The following is a 16,601-nucleotide window of genomic DNA, read 5'->3' as shown; positions in this document are numbered from 1 at the left end:
CCCGCAATTTTATTAACTAATTACTTCGCTATTTGCGAGTTCATTTAACCTTTCATACAAATTCGGTAGTTCGTGTTCCGCAATTGGCTTACTAAAATAATAACCTTGCACAATGAAGCAATTATTATTTTGTAAAAACTGCATCTGCTCTATTGTCTCAACCCCTTCTGCAACCACGTCTAGCTTTAACTTTTGCGCCATGGCAATAATAGCTGCAGTGATTTCCATATCATTCGTATCCTCTGGGATATCTTTTACAAATGAACGGTCAATTTTCAATATATCAACCGGGAATCGTTTTAAGTAACTGAGCGACGAATAACCTGTACCAAAGTCATCAATAGAAATAGATATACCTAATGCTTTAAGCTCGTGCAATTGTGTAATGGCTGCCTCTACATTACCCATTAGCATGCTTTCGGTAAGCTCTAAGTGAAGGCGCTTTGCTGAAACACCCGACTTAATTATCATTTTGCTCAGCGTTGTAACTAAGCTTGAGTCTTTAAACTGGCGGGCCGATAAGTTTATCGATATATTATTTTCTAGACCTTGTTCTGCTAATCTTACGGCAAAATCACAGGACTCTTGAAGCACCCATTCGCCTAATTCAACTATAAGGCCTGTCGCCTCAGCAATAGGAATAAATTTATCTGGAGGGATTACGCCCTCAGCTGGGTGGAACCATCTTAATAACGCTTCATAGCCAACAACTTGATGAGTACGGCTATCAACTTGAGGTTGGTAGTAAACTACAAATTGCTTTTCTTTGAGCCCTATACGTAACTCATTTTCAATAAATAAACGCTCATTTGCGGCCGCATTTAATTCTTGGCTATAAAAGTGGAAGGTATTACGTCCTTTTGCTTTTGCCTCATACATTGCCAAATCAGCATGTTTGAGTAACTGATCTTCCTCTAAGCTATCGTAAGGAGCCATAGTTATACCAATACTTGCACTGACAATAACTTCATTGCTACCTAGTTTTATAGGCACGTTCAGTGTTTTTTGAATTGTATTGGCAACATCAGCCGCGTGAGCTTGGCTTTCTATACCACTGAGCAACACTGCAAATTCATCACCACCTAAGCGCGCTATGGTATCCTCGGCTCGTAAACGTTTTTTAAGTCTGTTTGCCACTTCAATTAATAATTGATCGCCTGCATCGTGGCCTAATGTATCGTTAATACGTTTAAATTCGTCTAAATCAAAGTAAAACAATGCAAACGCATAGTGCGCACGTTCAGCTAATGCCATTGATTTGCGTAATTGCATTCTAAAGAACGTTCTGTTGGCAAGACCAGTAAGGGTGTCAAAGTAAGCAAGTTGCTCCATTTTACGCTGGCTTTCTTTTACAAACGAAATGTCTTGTGCTGATGCTACGTAACTGGTTATTTCACCGCCCTCTTCACGAATTGGTGAAACACTTAGAGATACCCAAATTGGCTCTTTATTCAAGCCTTGGATTAATGTATCACCGCGCCAATAATTACGGCTGCGTAAATTTATGTCTATATCTTCAACTAAAATAGACATCTCTGAGGCAATAATATTAAGTAATGGCGCTCTATTAAAATGACTTTCTGGGTAGCCTGTCATTTCTAGCATTTTTGGATTTACGTATTCAATTACAAAATTCTCATCGGTGATCACAACGCCAGTGCCCGAGAATGCTACCGCTTTAGATAAACGGTTAGCTGCTTTTTCAGCAATTTCTTTTTCTGTAATTCTCTGGTTTAAGCCATCGATAAGTTTGCGAATTTCTACCGTCATGTCTCTAAATGAGCCATTAAGCGTGCCAATCTCATCTTTGTTTTCTGGCGGAAACTCAGTTGTTAATTGACCTTTGCCAAAACTTGTAACTGCATAAACCAAAGTATGTAAACGGCGAAGGACTAGTTGATAAAGCGCTTGATGCAGCAATAAGGCAACTAATATTGCGTATAAAATAAAGAGACCGAAAAACTTCAGTTTTAAATCTTGTAATGCAGATAACGTAGATGAACGCTTTTTATATACCCCTATGTACCAATCTAAGTCATCAATCTTACGAATATTGATAATATGAGCTTCGTCATTTTTTCCAAATGAATTTGCGTATTCAGGTAACTTCACTGTAATAACATCGTCAATAATCGACTGCAGCGCTGGGTTTACAAATTCGTTAGTAGCGAGTGCTTTATTATCACTACCATAGTCAGCTAGTAAGGTCGGATTTAAGTCTGGGTGTGCCAACAATTGCCCTTTACTATCAAACACAAGTAGGTGTTTTTCTTTATCACCAACAGGTAAAAACGAAATAAGTTTGTTGAGGGAAATATCGCTTCCCGTTACACCTAAAAACTCGTTATCAACATACACCGGCACTAGTAAGCTAATAACCCACTTTCGCCATACTGTATCGTAATAAACTTTTGACCATGCAGGCTCTCGCTCTGACCCCAGCATACTTTTAATAGATTTGTACGTTGACCCTTGAGTAACTCTAAACTCGGCTGGCGCATTTAATGCCCAGTTTGGAGGAGAAACACGAATGAAATCGTCATCGGTAATTAAATAAAAGTTAAAAAAGTCGTGTACCAGAGTCGGAGAAATTATACGCCATAACATTTCGGAATCATTAAATAGGCGTTTATAAAAAGGAGAGTAATTTTGCTGTGGTAAAAATGCTGCTGATAATCCATCAGCCGAGGCACTTCGAATCGTACCATCGCTATTAAACTGTAACTGTGATTTATTACTTAAATTAATTGGTAAATTAGATTGAAATAGCTGCTCTGTCACTACGTTATTGGCTTGCTGAGCTATATTTATTTTTGTTTTAATACGTTCATTAAACTGCTTCACTAATAAATCTGTAGAGCTTTTTAACACCTCATGCTCTTCAAAAACAAGTTGCTTCTCTTCAGATTTAAGCATTAAGGCAGCCGCACACACCCCTGCTATTAAACAAATAGCAGATATAAGTAGTGAAAGTTTTACACTTAAAGAATTAAATCCAAAACGCGATGGAGGGCGTCTGTAAACCACAGGTCAACCTTAATTATTAATAATTGTTATTATTTGAACCAGTTTACGAAATATATCAGATCTGACTTAATATTTATAAATTATTTGTTAAATATCACTAAAAACTAACTATGACCAAATAAATAGCGCTTTGCGCTTATTTAGCAACGTATCGTTATTGACATTGTTAGTAACTCTCCATACATTAACTGCATGAAACTATTTATCTCTCGCACTTTTTTTTCGTTTTTTAGCTTCTTTATATAAAAGAGGCTTCCCTGTTTGTGAGATAAAATCAATCGAATAGTAAAGCCTCCCAACTGGGAGGCTTTTTTGTTTTTGCTGTGTAGTAACAGCCTACTTTTGGAATGAGGATACCAAAATGACAAATGATGTATTAAATGCACTAAGACACGATATAAATGAAATAGACTCCGACTTACTGGTGTTATTAGCTAAACGCCGTCGCATTAGCCACGGCGTGGTTGAATACAAAATCGCGAACAATAAGCCAATTCGCGATGAAGCACGTGAACTCGCGCTTCTAGAAAAATTGATTGGTTATGGTAAATCACTGGGGTTAGATGCTTACTACGTAAATAATGTGTTTCAAACTATTTTGGAAGATTCAGTTTTACACCAACAAGCAATGCTGCAAAAAAACCTTAATCCAGATGCCCTCAGTGAAACACATCGTGTTACTTACTTAGGTGGTCAGGGTTCTTATAGCCAGCTTGCATGTCATAAATACTTTAGTCGCCGCCCTGGTAAATTAATTGAAATTGGCTGTACATCGTTTGACGACATAACAGGTAAAGTAGAAAACGGCCAAGCTGATTTTGGTTTATTACCGATTGAAAACACAAGCTCTGGTAGTATTAACGAAGTATTTGACTTATTACAGCACGCACAAGTCTCGATTGTTGGAGAAGTCACTCACAGTGTAGAGCATTGCTTACTCGCAAACCCTGATACTGAACTTAGCCAACTGACAAAAGTATTTGCACATCCACAACCATTTGCGCAGTGCAGCCGCTTTTTACAAGGCTTAGGTGATTTACAACACGAAACATGTGACTCTACATCAAGTGCATTACAATCAGCTCTGAACACACCAAATAGTGCTGCAATTGGCTCTGCACAAGCAGGAAAAAATGTCGGCCTTGAAGTCATCAAATCAAATCTTGCTAATCAAAGCGAAAATCATAGCCGCTTTATTGTTGTTGCGCGTAAACCTCTGCAAGTGTCTAACCAAATTCCAACTAAAACTAGTTTGATCATGTCGACAAAACAACAAGCGGGCTCACTAGCCGATGCGTTGATGATTTTTAAACAGCATAAGATTAATTTAGTAAAACTTGAGTCGCGCCCAACTCCGGGCAATCCGTGGGAAGAAGTATTTTATGTAGATCTTGAAGCAAACTTAGCTGATAGCCAAGTAAAAGAAGCGCTAGAAGAGCTTAAAGAACACACCCAATATGTGCGTATTTTAGGCTGCTATCAAAGCGAGTCATTACAGGCAGTAAGCGTTAATACCTAATACACACTTTCATAATTAAAAAGGGCCGATATCGGCCCTTTTTAGTAAAAAGTGACAAGTATTAGTCTAAAACTTTTGAATCATTTGCTTTATTTAATAAGCTTCGGCTTTGTGTTAAAAAGTGCTCTGTTGAGTCAGAAAAGTAAACTTTCGCCTGTGCAAAAGAATCAATAAGCGCTGCTTTATCTCCTGCTTTTAATTTTTCCAATGTACTTGCAAAAGTGTCTTGGTACTGTGCGAGTAGGCTCTCTACATCATCGAATTGCGCTAACATAATATCTGAGTACAACTCCGGCGACTGCGCAAATAAACGCCCTACCATCATTAGCTCTAGTTGATATATAGGTGACGAGCAACTACGTAACTCTTCTAGTGTATGACTTTGTTTTGCTAAAAACTGTCCGTACACAAATGTTGTTAAATGGCGCATTACCTGAATAATTTGCATTGCTTCGTCGTGCTTTTTAGCATCAAGCTCAACAAGCTGACAACCCCATACTTGTAACTGCTGTAACAAGCCTTTTGCCGCTTGGTGATCTCGCCCTTCACATACAACGACTGTTTGTTTTACCCAGTGTGATATGTCAGGGCCAAACATAGGATGCAAACCAACCACAGGGCCACTATGCGCGGCTTTTAGTGCTTTAATAGGCGATTGCTTTACCGATGTAATATCAACTAGTAAACAGTCATCATCTAGTTTAGGTAACTTAGCAACTACTGCGTCCAATGCATTAATTGGTACGCTAATCATTACTAGCTTGGCACCTTTTAAAATATTTTGCGCATCGTTTTGCTGATCTTTATCTAAAACTTTAACTTCGTAACCTGAGCGAATAAACTGCTGAGCAAATAGCTGCCCCATAGCACCTTGGCCACCTACAATAACAATTGGCGAAAGTTCTGGCGCTGCACATGCAAGTTTTGCTTGTTGGTTTTGATAGGCTTCTCGCATCATGCGTCTTAGTATATCTTCAACGAGATCGGGGCTTACATTTTGATTTATTGCTTCTTGTCTTCTTGCCGCTAATAGCTCTGCTTCACGATTAGGTGCATGTAAAGGCGCGCCTGTTTGTTGTTTTATCTCACCAATTTTTTGCGTAATACCATTACGTTTAGCGAGTAAGGCAACAAGTTGTGCGTCGCATTCATCTATACCTTCTCTCAGCTGTGCTAAATCACTTATGTCAGCCACGTTCATACCACCTTAAAAAACAAATAACGTAAATATAAATTTACATAAAAGTAAGCTAATCAATACGATAAATACTAACAGGATCAGCTAACTGATAAAAGGCTAAAGCTTAAATTTTACTAATGAGGATTGAGAATTGAGAATTGAGAAAATAATATTCTAAAACCAAAACGGGTTGCAACCCGAAGGATGCAACCCGTTTTTTTGCGTTGATAAACAGCGCGTATTAGTTAAGTTTTTCTCTAATACGTGCAGATTTACCAGAACGCTCACGTAGGTAGTAAAGCTTAGCACGGCGAACTGCACCGCGACGCTTAACTGCTACGCTATCAATAAGAGGGCTGTGCGTTTGGAATACACGCTCAACACCTTCACCGTTCGAAATTTTACGAACTGTGAATGCTGAGTGAAGACCACGATTACGCTTAGCGATTACAACACCTTCAAAGGCCTGTAGACGCTCTTTAGCACCTTCTTTTACTTTTACCTGTACAACCACTGTATCACCAGGGCCAAATGCAGGTACGTCTGTTTTAAGCTGCTCATCTTCAAGCGCTTTAATAATATTTTGGTTTACTTTTGCCATTATGTTTCTCACTTTCCTAGGTGTAACTGTCTTCTAGCCACAAGCTTTTTGGTACTCTTGCTGAAATTCTGCGAGTAATACCGCTTGCTCCTCAGTCAGAGCTAGGTTATGCAACAAGTCAGGACGTCGTAACCAAGTTCTACCTAATGACTGCTTAAGCCGCCACTTTGCTATCTCTTGGTGGTTTCCGCTGAGTAATACAGCAGGAACCTGTTTGTCGTCCAATGTTTCTGGTCGTGTATAGTGTGGACAATCTAACAAGCCATCCGAAAACGAATCTTGTTCTGCTGACTGGTTATGACCTAACACACCTGGCACTAATCGCGCTACTGCGTCAATTAATGTCATGGCAGGTAGTTCACCACCACTCAAAATAAAATCACCAATTGACCATTCTTCGTCAACATATGATTCTATTATTCTCTCATCTATACCTTCATAGCGACCGGCAATCAAAATCAGTTTATTAGAGTTAGCGAGTTCGCTAGCGCCCTGCTGATCAAGTTTGCGCCCTTGCGGAGACATATAAATTACTTTAGCGCCATCACCAGCTGCTTTTTTAGCTTCGGCAATCGCTTTTTTTAATGGCTCAACCATCATTAACATACCTGGTCCGCCCCCGTAAGGACGGTCATCTACGGTTCTATGCTTATCTAAAGCGTAGTCTCGCGGATTCCAACAGTTAAAATCAATTAAACCATTTTTTACTGCGCGACCGGTAACACCTTGGTCTGTAATAGCGTCAAACATGTCTGGAAAAAGGCTTATCACCCCTACCCATAATGAACTAGTTTGCGTCATTAAAACCCTGGATCCCAATCTACGGTAATTTCTTTTGCGTCGTATTTAACTTCTTTAATAACTGAATCAGTTAAAAAAGGAATCAAACGTTCAGCTTGACCAAATGCGTCTTTACTGTTTGCTTTCACAACTAGTACGTCATTTGACCCTGTCTCCATAAGGTCATCAACAATGCCTAAGCTATAACCTTTATCGGTTACAACAGACATGCCAATGAGATCTCGCCAATAGAACTCACCTTGCGGAAGTTCTGGTAAATGCGCTGCATCCATTGAGATTTCAGCATGGGTATAAGCCATTGCTTCGTCTCGGTCGTTTATCTGCGCAAATTTAGCGATAAAGCCTTTGTTGTGGCGACGCCAGTCGACCACTTCTAAGGACTGCCATTTACCTTGCTGCCCTATCAACCACGGGCTGAAATCGAAGATCCCTACGGGATCATCAGTAAATGAATGTACCTTAAGCCAGCCCTTTATACCATATGGGGCACCGAGCTTTCCTACGACAATTATTGATGAGGTGTTCTCTTGACTCATGGTTACACTTACGCCTATTAAGCCGCTTTACGAGCGTCTTTTACTAACTTAGCTACGCGATCTGAAAGAGATGCGCCCTGACCTACCCAGTGTTCAACACGTGGTAAATCTAAACGAATTTTTTCTTCTTGACCTGAAGCAATTGGGTTAAAAAAGCCTACTTTCTCGATGAAGCGACCGTCACGCGAGAAACGGCTATCCGCAACCACAATTTGATAGAAAGGGCGTTTTTTAGCGCCACCACGTTGCAAACGAATAGTTACCATACCGTCCTCTATAAAGATTGACTGTTTTCATTAATAAGATTTACTCCCCAGAATGGGGAGCTGGGGAATTGTACGAGTTTTTGGCAATAACGCAAGTAAGAAGTGAAGCAAAAAGACAGTTTAGTAGGTTAAACCGTGATCTCAACGACAAATTAGGGTTAAAGGTGTATTACATGCATAATTTATTCAACAAAAAAGGAGCTATTTGCTCCTTTAAATATGATTCGCTATTGTTTTAAAAAATAACTCAAAAGTATTTTTTAAAACTTAGGACCACCGCCACCCATCATCCCAGGTGGTAACATGCCTTTCATACCGCGCATCATTTTAGTCATGCCGCCTTTACCTTTCATCTTTTTCATCATTTTTTGCATTTGCGTAAACTGCTTAAGCAACTTATTAATCTCTTGTACTTGTGTACCAGAGCCTGCTGCTATACGTTTTTTACGCGAACCTTTGATGATTTCTGGACGTGCACGCTCTTTTTTAGTCATTGAGCTAATAATAGCTTCCATTTGGATAAATGTTTTGTCACCCATTTGGCCTTTAACAGCATCTGGTAAGTTAGACATACCAGGGAGCTTATCAAGCATCGACATCATGCCACCCATGTTTTTCATTTGCTTTAATTGATCAGCAAAGTCATCAAGGGTAAAACCGGCACCTTTAAATACTTTTTCAGCAACTTTAGCAGCTTGCTCTTTATCTACTTTCATTTCGACTTCTTCGATTAATGAAAGTACATCACCCATGCCTAAAATACGCGACGCTATACGGTCTGGATGGAAAGGCTCAAGTGCGTCAGTTCGCTCACCCACACCCATAAATTTGATTGGTTTGCCTGTGATATGACGAATAGATAAAGCAGCACCACCACGTGCATCACCATCGGTTTTTGTTAATATTACACCGGTTAGTGGCAGAGCTTCGTCAAATGCTTTAGCTGTATTTGCCGCATCTTGACCCGTCATTGCATCAACAACGAATAAAGTTTCAATTGGGTTGATTGCTTTGTGAAGATCTTTAATCTCGTCCATCATGTTGCTGTCAACATGTAAACGACCTGCGGTATCAACAAGTACTACATCTATAAATTTCTTTTTAGCATGAGAGATTGCAGCGTTTGCAATATCCACTGGCTTTTGCGAAATATCACTTGGAAAGAAATCAACGTCAACTTCTGTAGCAAGCGTTTCTAGCTGTTTAATCGCAGCAGGGCGATAAACATCGGCACTTACTACAAGCACTGATTTCTTTTTGCGTTCTTTTAAAAACTTAGCAAGCTTAGCTACACTGGTGGTTTTACCCGCACCTTGCAGACCCGCTACCATAACAACGGCTGGCGGTTGTGCATTTAGGCTTAGCTCTTCATTGGCCTCACCCATTGCTTTTTCTAGTTCTTCACGCACTATTTTTATAAATACTTGGCCTGGGCTTAAGCTTTTTGTAACTTCAACCCCAACTGCACGTTCTTTAACTTGTTTTACAAACTCGCGAACAACAGGCAGTGCCACATCGGCTTCTAAAAATGCCATACGCACTTCGCGAAGTGTGTCTTTTATGTTGTCTTCAGTCAGACGGCCACGGCCACTGATATTTTTTAAGGTTTTACCTAATCGTTCTTGGAGGTTCTCAAACATGTAACGGTTCCGATAAGACGTTTATATCAATCCATTAAAATTTTACGGTTAGTTTGATTTTCAATTAACCAGGATTGACTTATTAAGTTTCAATTAAAAGTAGTATACCGTATATGGCGTCTTACAATACAGTGTTCAAGTGCACCTTGTTGAGTTTCTTTTTTTAAGGTCTATGCATTTGCTTTGCTATAAAATACAATGGCTATATAACAACAAGGATTATTTTGTCTCAAATTAAGTGGCCCAAGCACAATGCTGATTATTAGTTTAACTATTATTGCCAGTTTATTTTATGTGTTAGCAACGTCTCACGTGCTCTCACGCCTGTTTCATCAACAAGGCCCTAGCCAAAAGGTAACCGTCATATTGAGCACTGTTGCTATAGTGGCGCATATGCTGCTGTTAGTTAACTCTGTTTTTAGATCCGACGGTCAAGACTTAAGTATTGTAAACGTCTCCCTTTTAACATGCTGGGTTATTGTAGTTTCAGTAACAGCTGTGTCGCTAAAGTTCCCTGCCACTTTATTATTGCCCGTTGTTTATGGTTTTGGTGCTTTACTTACAATTGCCAGTTTATTTATTCCTCATCATATTTTACTGCAAAGCATTAATATTGAGGTTGGCTTAGTAACACACATTTCCTTATCCCTATTGGCCTACTGTATTTTAATTATTGCTACTTTATATGGTGTACAGTTCTACTTTATTGATAAACGTTTAAAACGTAAAGATTTAGCAATTGTGCATAGTCACCTTCCGCCTTTAATGGTTGTTGAGCGCCAGCTTTACCAACTCCTTAATTTAGGCACCATATTACTCACGTTCGCATTACTCTCGGGGTTTGTATTTCTTGATGGGATGTTTGCTAAAGAGTTCATTCATAAAACGATATTGTCGTTAGTTGCGTGGGCTATTTTTGCCACTGTAGCCATCGGGCATATGAAAAAGGGTTGGCGCGGTAAACCTGTGGTTATTACGATCATGGTCGCTGCATTTGTCCTCACACTCGCATATTTTGGCAGCCGTTTCATACAAGAAGTGATACTAAATAAGTTTTAACTTGACTCTGCTTGCTCACTCTAGCTTAATACGCATTGATTTATAAGAAAAGGATCCATCGTTGGACGACATATCGACAAGTACCCTATTTATCATTTTAGGTTTTTTGGTGCTTTTTTCTGCTTATTTTTCTGGTTCAGAAACCGGAATTATGTCAATCAATCGTATACGCCTGCGACACCTCGCTAAAGAGGATCATCGTGCAGCTAAACGAGTCAGTAAATTACTTAGCCGTCCAGATAGGCTCATCGGTTTAATCTTAATTGGCAATAATCTTGTCAATATAGCTGCAGCTCAAGTTGCTACCATTATAGGTATTCGCCTTTATGGTGACCTTGGTATTGCTATCGCTACGGGTGTGTTAACTTTAGTCGTGCTTATATTTGCCGAAGTAACACCTAAAACTCTTGCTGCCCTTTATCCTGAAAAAGTTGCTTTTCCAAGCTCAATAATACTTAAAGGGTTACTAAAAATTCTTTTTCCTTTTGTTGTTATCGTTAACTGGATGACCAACGGGATATTGCGATTATTTGGTATTAGTGCCGCTCAAATCGACGAGCACAGCATGAGCAAAGAAGAATTAAAAACAGTGCTCAATGAGTCAGGCGCACTTATCCCTGCTCGCCATCAAAGTATGCTGACCTCAATTTTAGATTTAGAGCAAGTAACCGTTGAAGATATCATGATCCCACGTAACGAAATTGTGGCTATTGATATTAATGATGATTGGAAACTAATTAGTCGTCAGCTTACCCATGCACAACATACTCGCGTGTTGTTGTATCGCGACAATATAGATGACGCAGTAGGCTTTATTCACTCTCGAGATGCACTTCGTCTACTTACAAAAGAGCAATTTGATAAACCATCTTTGCTGCGTGCTGTACGCGAAATTTACTTTATCCCAGAGGGAACATCACTTAACACTCAGCTGTTAAAGTTTCAGCAGTCTAAAGAGCGTATTGGCTTAGTAGTAGACGAGTATGGCGATATTCAAGGTTTAGTAACGCTTGAAGATATTTTAGAAGAAGTTGTTGGCGATTTTACAACTACACAAACTCGTACGCCAAGCGAAGAAGTAGAAACACAAACTGATGGCTCTTGTATTGTAGATGGCGGCGCTAACGTACGCGATTTAAATAAAGAGATGGGTTGGGATTTCCCACTAGACGGCCCAAAAACTTTGAGTGGTTTAATTGTTGAATACTTAGAAGATATTCCCGATGCAAATATTAGTCTACGTATTGCGGGGTACCCTATTGAAGTACTCGAAGTAAAAGAGAATATGATAAAACAGGTGAAGATTCAGCCTAATAAGCGTTCTCGCTAAGTATAAAAGGAGCCGATTGGCTCCTTTTTTATATCCATTAATAACTCTCTAGCCAAATATAAGACGTTCAAACCAACCTTTATCAAGCTCGTCTTCACAGCGCTTTAATTGCGCGCCATAACGGCTCGCTCTGTGTTTAACTTTATTTGCTACACCCATTAACCACTTTTTCTTTTTATATGTGCCACGCTTATAGCCACCCCAACCTTCATGATAATTAAGGTATTGTGCGTAAGCATCCCATTTAGAGATTTTATTTACTTTATGCGTTTTATAAACAAACCACGCCATAAAGTCGATTGCATCGTCAAAGTCGTCTCTATCAGCACCATTGTTTCCTGTTTCACGAATATAATCAGACCATGTTGGTGTTTTAGCCTGTGAGTAACCATAAGCATCACTTGCGCGACCGGTTGGAATTATCCATAAGAAGTACTCCATAGGTGGAGCCGCATCATGCTTAAAGGAGCTTTCCTGGTACATCATACTCATGAGTACATGCTTAGGAGAGCCCCATTTTTCTTGCGCATCTTTTGCGTCAAAATACCAATCAGGTTTTTCTTCAAAGATTTTACATAGATCATTAGGTTGCTTTGGAGGCGCTGTAGCACAACCAGCTAAAGTAATGGCAAGAGATAAAATAATTGAATTTTTTTTCATTTTTCTAAGATCTCACAGAACTTTTCTAAAAAGTGTGGGTCTGACTCAATGAATGCAGCAGTACAGCATTAGTTCATCCCTGAATATATATTTACGCAGCCTACTTAGGCTGCGTTTTTTTTTGCTTAAATTTTACTAAGTATTAAGATTATTTACCGCCAAAATACGCATCTAAAAAGGCGGTAAATGACTGGGTATCTGCTTGCTCAATTGCAGTTTGTGCTTCGTTAGACTCTACAACTTGTTGTTCCAGCCAAGGCTTTAAAAACTCACTGTAATCAGTGTCAGCGTGACTTTGTTTGTATTTATTAGCCAGTGCTAGTGCAAAGTGACCGTTGTCTAAACCAGACTCTTTTAATTGCGACACGTAACGTCCAGAATAAGTAAGCTCTGGATTATGCACCCACGTTGCCATGCGCTTTATAGTATCGGAGTAATAATTAACACCATAAGCATTATCCATCCATTTAGCGACATCAGTGAGCTGTGCAAATATTTCATCGCCCCACGACTGAAAACTACGCTGTGTGTTATTAAAGTTAAGCATTAGCCCTTCTTCTCGACCTTGATTGACTACTGTGTCGAGGTTTTCAGTACTGCGTGCTTGTTCTTTCCAATCCATTGGAGCTGAATCTTTTAATAAACAATACGTTAAAAACACATCTAAAAAGTGAATTTGCTCAATATCAATACCCACTTCGCTAAACGGGTTAACGTCTAACGCGCGAATTTCTACATATTCAATGCCTGCTCGAAGCAATGCATCCGTTGGCGTTTCGCCACTTTTAGCATTACGCTTAGGACGAATTGGCGAGTAAAATTCGTTTTCAATCTGCAGAATATTTTTATTTAATTGTTTAGGGTTTTCACTCTTATAGTCATCAAGATCACCATAAATTTCTGATGGTGTGTTGATTGCTTTTTTAAGACCTGCAACATATTCATCTAACGAGTTATACATTACGCGTAGTGACGACTGGGCGCTATTTGTATAACCTAAATTGCCTAAACGCAGTGCCGTACCAACTTCTAAGTAAAGCGTACCTTTACCTAGTTTTTTAAATGGTAAATCGGTTTTTCGACCTTGTAAAAATGAGTTACATAATGCTGGTGATGCACCAAACATGTAACTTATTAGCCATAGTTCGCGTTTAAAGTTACGAATAAGCGCTAAATAACCCTCTGAAATAAAATCTTGAAGGCTTGCATTACTTTGTTGTAACGAGTGAAGCGACTGCCAAAGCGTATCTGGAAATGAAATATTAAAGTGAACGCCTGCAATTGCTTGCATCATACTACCGTAGCGATTTTTTAATCCTTCACGGTATAGTGTTTTCATTTTGCCTGTATTAGAACTACCAAATTGAGCTAAAACAATATCATCTTGGTGTTCAATAAAGCATGGCATACTGATAGGCCAAAGCAGTTCATCGTCCATCTTTTCTAGAGTGAACTTTTGAAGGTCCTTTAATTGTTTAAGAGTTTGCGTTGACGACTCACTAACTGGAGTAATAAATTCAAGTAAAGATTCAGAAAAATCAGTTGTGATATGGCCATTAGTTAACGCACTGCCCACCCCTTTTGGATGGCCTTTAGGTGATATAGCACCATTCTCTTGTATTCTTAGTGACTCTCGCTCTATGCCACGTTTAATGCCTTTAACTGCATGTTGGTGCTCATCTACTGATAACGCTTCAAGTGCGTTAGCTAAATCATGTGTTGTCAAAAAATCTTTCCTCGGGCCACGTGGCTTAATCATAAGGTTATGGGGGCTAATTACTTAGACTCAAGATGAATACCAATTTTATTGAAAATATGATCATTATATCGCGTTAAATAACGCCCTCACTGCGTTAAAAATTATTCATATAGAACAACTATATGTCATAATTTTCGCCTTGTTATTGTGCTATTTTCTTGGCGCTATAATAGATCATTCATTTAATGCAACTGGAATAAATTGCTAAGAACAATATAACTTTTCAAATCTAATAATTATTTGCCCACTTTATACATGCGCTTAATATGACCAACATCATTATATTAAGTCGTAATATTGCCATTGCTATGTGCATTATACAAATGCTTTATATACGTATTTAATTATAAATCAAATAAGTAAAATATCAGCCTATAGTAATAGACCGGAACTTATACAAAATCAGTTCAATTTAGCTGTCTGGTATTTAAACTTGATCTAGATCAATAAATACAATCATTTGTCTTATGAGCATAGAAGGAAAGACGCTATTTTTTGCTTTGTAGTGTGTAAGCAATATAATGACTGCAACAATAAAGGATGATAATAAATACAATGCACAATGATAAAAGCTTAAAAAATGAAGAAGTATACTTTGATGAATCACAAGAGCTGGTTTCCACTACTGATCTTAAAGGTGTAATAACATACGTCAATCAAGCGTTTTGTTCTATAGCCGGATATAGCGCACAAGAGCTTATCGGTCAGCATCATAATATCGTGCGCCACCCTGATATGCCAAAAGCAGCCTTTAAAGAAATGTGGGCAACATTAAAACAAGAACACTCGTGGCGCGGTATGGTTAAAAACCGCTGTAAAGATGGCCGCTATTACTGGGTAGATGCCTTTGTAACCCCCATTTTTGAACATGGCCGACTTGTTGGTTATCAATCTGTAAGAACCAAAGCAAGCTCTCAACTTAAGCAACGTGCACAAACACTTTACAACAAAATAAATACCAACAAGTCATTATTTAAACTACGAGAACACACCACAATACGACAAAGCCTTACTTTTATAAGCCTATTATTTTGGCTGATTTTTATTGCTGTTGCGGCATCAATCACCATTGCTGCAATTAGCCTATTTATTTGTGCTTTAGTTATTGTGCTAAATTATGACGAACTCATTGTTACCCCTAAAATATTACGAGAACAAAAAGCAAAAGCCGATTCAATCTCTCGTTATATTTACAGCGGCCATACACCGCACAGTGTAAGTGATTATAGAGAGCAAATGCTAAGTGCAAAATTGCGCACAGTCCTTGGCCGTATGAAAGACTCAACATTAAGCTTTAATGGCATCGCAACTGATTTAGACAAACAATCAACACTCACCGAAAAAGGGATTTCTTCTCAAGGTGAGCGTTTAGAACAAATTGCATCAGCGATGACTCAAATGAGTTCTACCATTGGTGAAATATCAGTAAATACAGCTCAAACAGCTGATAAAGTGAATAACACCCATCAAAGTTGCTCAGAGATAAAAGACCACATTGCAGATAATAGTAAAATGGTATCTGATTTAGCTTTTCAAGTGGAACAAGCAGCAAATACAGCCACCAGCTTAGCCTCTGAAGCAGATAAAATTGGTAAGGTAATGAGTGAAATAGAAGGAATTGCCGATCAAACTAACTTACTTGCTCTTAATGCAGCGATTGAAGCAGCTAGAGCGGGAGAACATGGGCGAGGCTTTGCTGTAGTCGCCGATGAGGTAAGGACTCTTTCGTCACGTACTCAAAATGCTACAACACAAATCCACAGTTCTATTAAAGAAATACAAGACACTTTATTTAGCTGGTCCAAAGTAATGCAAAGCACTAAAGCACAAGCCGATAACTGTGTTTTGACAACCGATAAAACCCAAGTTGAACTTGAGGGGATTTTTATCCAAATCAGTGAAATATCTCACTTAGCAATACAAATATCATCCGCTGCAGAAGAGCAACAAATGGTTAGTAACGACATTAGTAATAATGTTTCGCAAATTAAAGACTTTGGCGATAACAACTTAAGTTTAAGCTTTAATGTGGCAAAAGGTGCAGCTGAGCTTGTTGAAGGCTCACGTAGAGTGAACGATTTATTACTAACTTTTAAAGTTTAACAAACATAAAAAAGCCGCTATTTTAGCTGTCTCTTATACACAAATCCCTGCTAAGAAATTAGCGGGGATTTTTTTGAACTAAATCTCAATGTCATGATCAGATCTTCAAATCTTGTTTGA

Annotated in this window: 13 protein-coding genes; 4 read left to right on the top strand and 9 right to left on the bottom strand. The window is 38.8% G+C overall.

Annotated elements, in window-relative coordinates; all coding sequences use genetic code 11:
• Window positions 1-12: 12 nt before the first annotated feature.
• Window positions 13-3,027, bottom strand: coding sequence for an EAL domain-containing protein (locus L655_RS0106170; RefSeq protein ID WP_024604451.1), 3,015 nt, complete (start codon window positions 3,025-3,027; stop codon window positions 13-15).
• 361 nt (window positions 3,028-3,388) lie between these two features.
• On the opposite strand from L655_RS0106170, the gene L655_RS0106165 reads away from it, so the two are divergent.
• A complete protein-coding gene (locus tag L655_RS0106165; RefSeq protein ID WP_024604450.1) occupies window positions 3,389-4,546 on the top strand; it encodes a chorismate mutase in 1,158 nt (385 codons plus the stop codon).
• 61 nt (window positions 4,547-4,607) lie between these two features.
• Here the strand turns inward: L655_RS0106165 and tyrA are convergent, their stop codons facing one another.
• The 6 genes from tyrA to ffh form a co-directional block, all read right to left on the bottom strand.
• Entirely contained in the window at window positions 4,608-5,741 is a 1,134-nt protein-coding gene (tyrA, locus tag L655_RS0106160; RefSeq protein WP_024604449.1) for a bifunctional chorismate mutase/prephenate dehydrogenase, read from the bottom strand.
• A gap of 226 nt (window positions 5,742-5,967) precedes the next feature.
• A complete protein-coding gene (gene rplS / locus L655_RS0106155) occupies window positions 5,968-6,327 on the bottom strand; it encodes a 50S ribosomal protein L19 (protein ID WP_002962189.1) in 360 nt (119 codons plus the stop codon).
• Window positions 6,328-6,360: 33 nt separating this feature from the next.
• Window positions 6,361-7,128, bottom strand: a complete 768-nt coding sequence (trmD, locus tag L655_RS0106150) for a tRNA (guanosine(37)-N1)-methyltransferase TrmD (RefSeq protein ID WP_002962190.1) — start codon at window positions 7,126-7,128, stop codon at window positions 6,361-6,363.
• Window positions 7,128-7,664, bottom strand: a complete 537-nt coding sequence (gene rimM / locus L655_RS0106145; protein ID WP_024604448.1) for a ribosome maturation factor RimM — start codon at window positions 7,662-7,664, stop codon at window positions 7,128-7,130. Before rimM ends, trmD begins: the two co-directional genes overlap by 1 nt.
• Window positions 7,665-7,681: 17 nt before the next feature.
• Window positions 7,682-7,930, bottom strand: a complete 249-nt coding sequence (gene rpsP / locus L655_RS0106140) for a 30S ribosomal protein S16 (RefSeq protein ID WP_002962192.1) — start codon at window positions 7,928-7,930, stop codon at window positions 7,682-7,684.
• A gap of 260 nt (window positions 7,931-8,190) precedes the next feature.
• The gene (gene ffh, locus L655_RS0106135; protein ID WP_002962194.1) at window positions 8,191-9,570 is read right to left on the bottom strand and encodes a signal recognition particle protein; all 1,380 of its coding nucleotides are present in this window, start codon (window positions 9,568-9,570) and stop codon (window positions 8,191-8,193) included.
• Between the two features lie 252 nt (window positions 9,571-9,822).
• Here ffh and ccsA point away from each other — a divergent pair, with 252 nt between their 5' ends.
• The gene (gene ccsA, locus L655_RS0106130; protein ID WP_024604447.1) at window positions 9,823-10,629 is read left to right on the top strand and encodes a cytochrome c biogenesis protein CcsA; all 807 of its coding nucleotides are present in this window, start codon (window positions 9,823-9,825) and stop codon (window positions 10,627-10,629) included.
• Between the two features lie 61 nt (window positions 10,630-10,690).
• On the top strand, window positions 10,691-11,959 hold the full coding sequence (locus L655_RS0106125; protein ID WP_002962198.1) for a CNNM domain-containing protein: 1,269 nt from the start codon (window positions 10,691-10,693) through the stop codon (window positions 11,957-11,959).
• A gap of 48 nt (window positions 11,960-12,007) precedes the next feature.
• Here L655_RS0106125 and L655_RS0106120 read toward each other — a convergent pair whose 3' ends face one another.
• Both L655_RS0106120 and gshA read right to left on the bottom strand, forming a co-directional pair.
• Window positions 12,008-12,619, bottom strand: a complete 612-nt coding sequence (locus tag L655_RS0106120; RefSeq protein ID WP_024604446.1) for a transglycosylase SLT domain-containing protein — start codon at window positions 12,617-12,619, stop codon at window positions 12,008-12,010.
• Window positions 12,620-12,767: 148 nt separating this feature from the next.
• On the bottom strand, window positions 12,768-14,345 hold the full coding sequence (gene gshA / locus L655_RS0106115) for a glutamate--cysteine ligase (RefSeq protein ID WP_024604445.1): 1,578 nt from the start codon (window positions 14,343-14,345) through the stop codon (window positions 12,768-12,770).
• 588 nt (window positions 14,346-14,933) lie between these two features.
• Between gshA and L655_RS0106110 the strand changes: the two genes are divergently transcribed.
• Window positions 14,934-16,481, top strand: coding sequence for a PAS domain-containing methyl-accepting chemotaxis protein (locus tag L655_RS0106110; RefSeq protein ID WP_024604444.1), 1,548 nt, complete (start codon window positions 14,934-14,936; stop codon window positions 16,479-16,481).
• Window positions 16,482-16,601: the final 120 nt, after the last annotated feature.

It is taken from the genome of Pseudoalteromonas sp. TAE79 (assembly GCF_000498015.1).
Lineage (GTDB): Bacteria > Pseudomonadota > Gammaproteobacteria > Enterobacterales > Alteromonadaceae > Pseudoalteromonas.
This window is presented reverse-complemented; position numbering and strand designations above follow the sequence as displayed.

Bases quoted from the DNA above. Each gene is read 5' to 3' on its own strand.
- rplS (WP_002962189.1), bottom strand. From the start codon at position 6,327: ATGGCAAAAGTAAACCAAAATATTATTAAAGCGCTTGAAGATGAGCAG.
- L655_RS0106165 (WP_024604450.1), top strand. From the start codon at position 3,389: ATGACAAATGATGTATTAAATGCACTAAGACACGATATAAATGAAATA.
- L655_RS0106110 (WP_024604444.1), top strand. From the start codon at position 14,934: ATGCACAATGATAAAAGCTTAAAAAATGAAGAAGTATACTTTGATGAA.
- L655_RS0106120 (WP_024604446.1), bottom strand. From the start codon at position 12,619: ATGAAAAAAAATTCAATTATTTTATCTCTTGCCATTACTTTAGCTGGT.
- trmD (WP_002962190.1), bottom strand. From the start codon at position 7,128: ATGACGCAAACTAGTTCATTATGGGTAGGGGTGATAAGCCTTTTTCCA.
- rimM (WP_024604448.1), bottom strand. From the start codon at position 7,664: ATGAGTCAAGAGAACACCTCATCAATAATTGTCGTAGGAAAGCTCGGT.
- ccsA (WP_024604447.1), top strand. From the start codon at position 9,823: ATGCTGATTATTAGTTTAACTATTATTGCCAGTTTATTTTATGTGTTA.
- ffh (WP_002962194.1), bottom strand. From the start codon at position 9,570: ATGTTTGAGAACCTCCAAGAACGATTAGGTAAAACCTTAAAAAATATC.
- rpsP (WP_002962192.1), bottom strand. From the start codon at position 7,930: ATGGTAACTATTCGTTTGCAACGTGGTGGCGCTAAAAAACGCCCTTTC.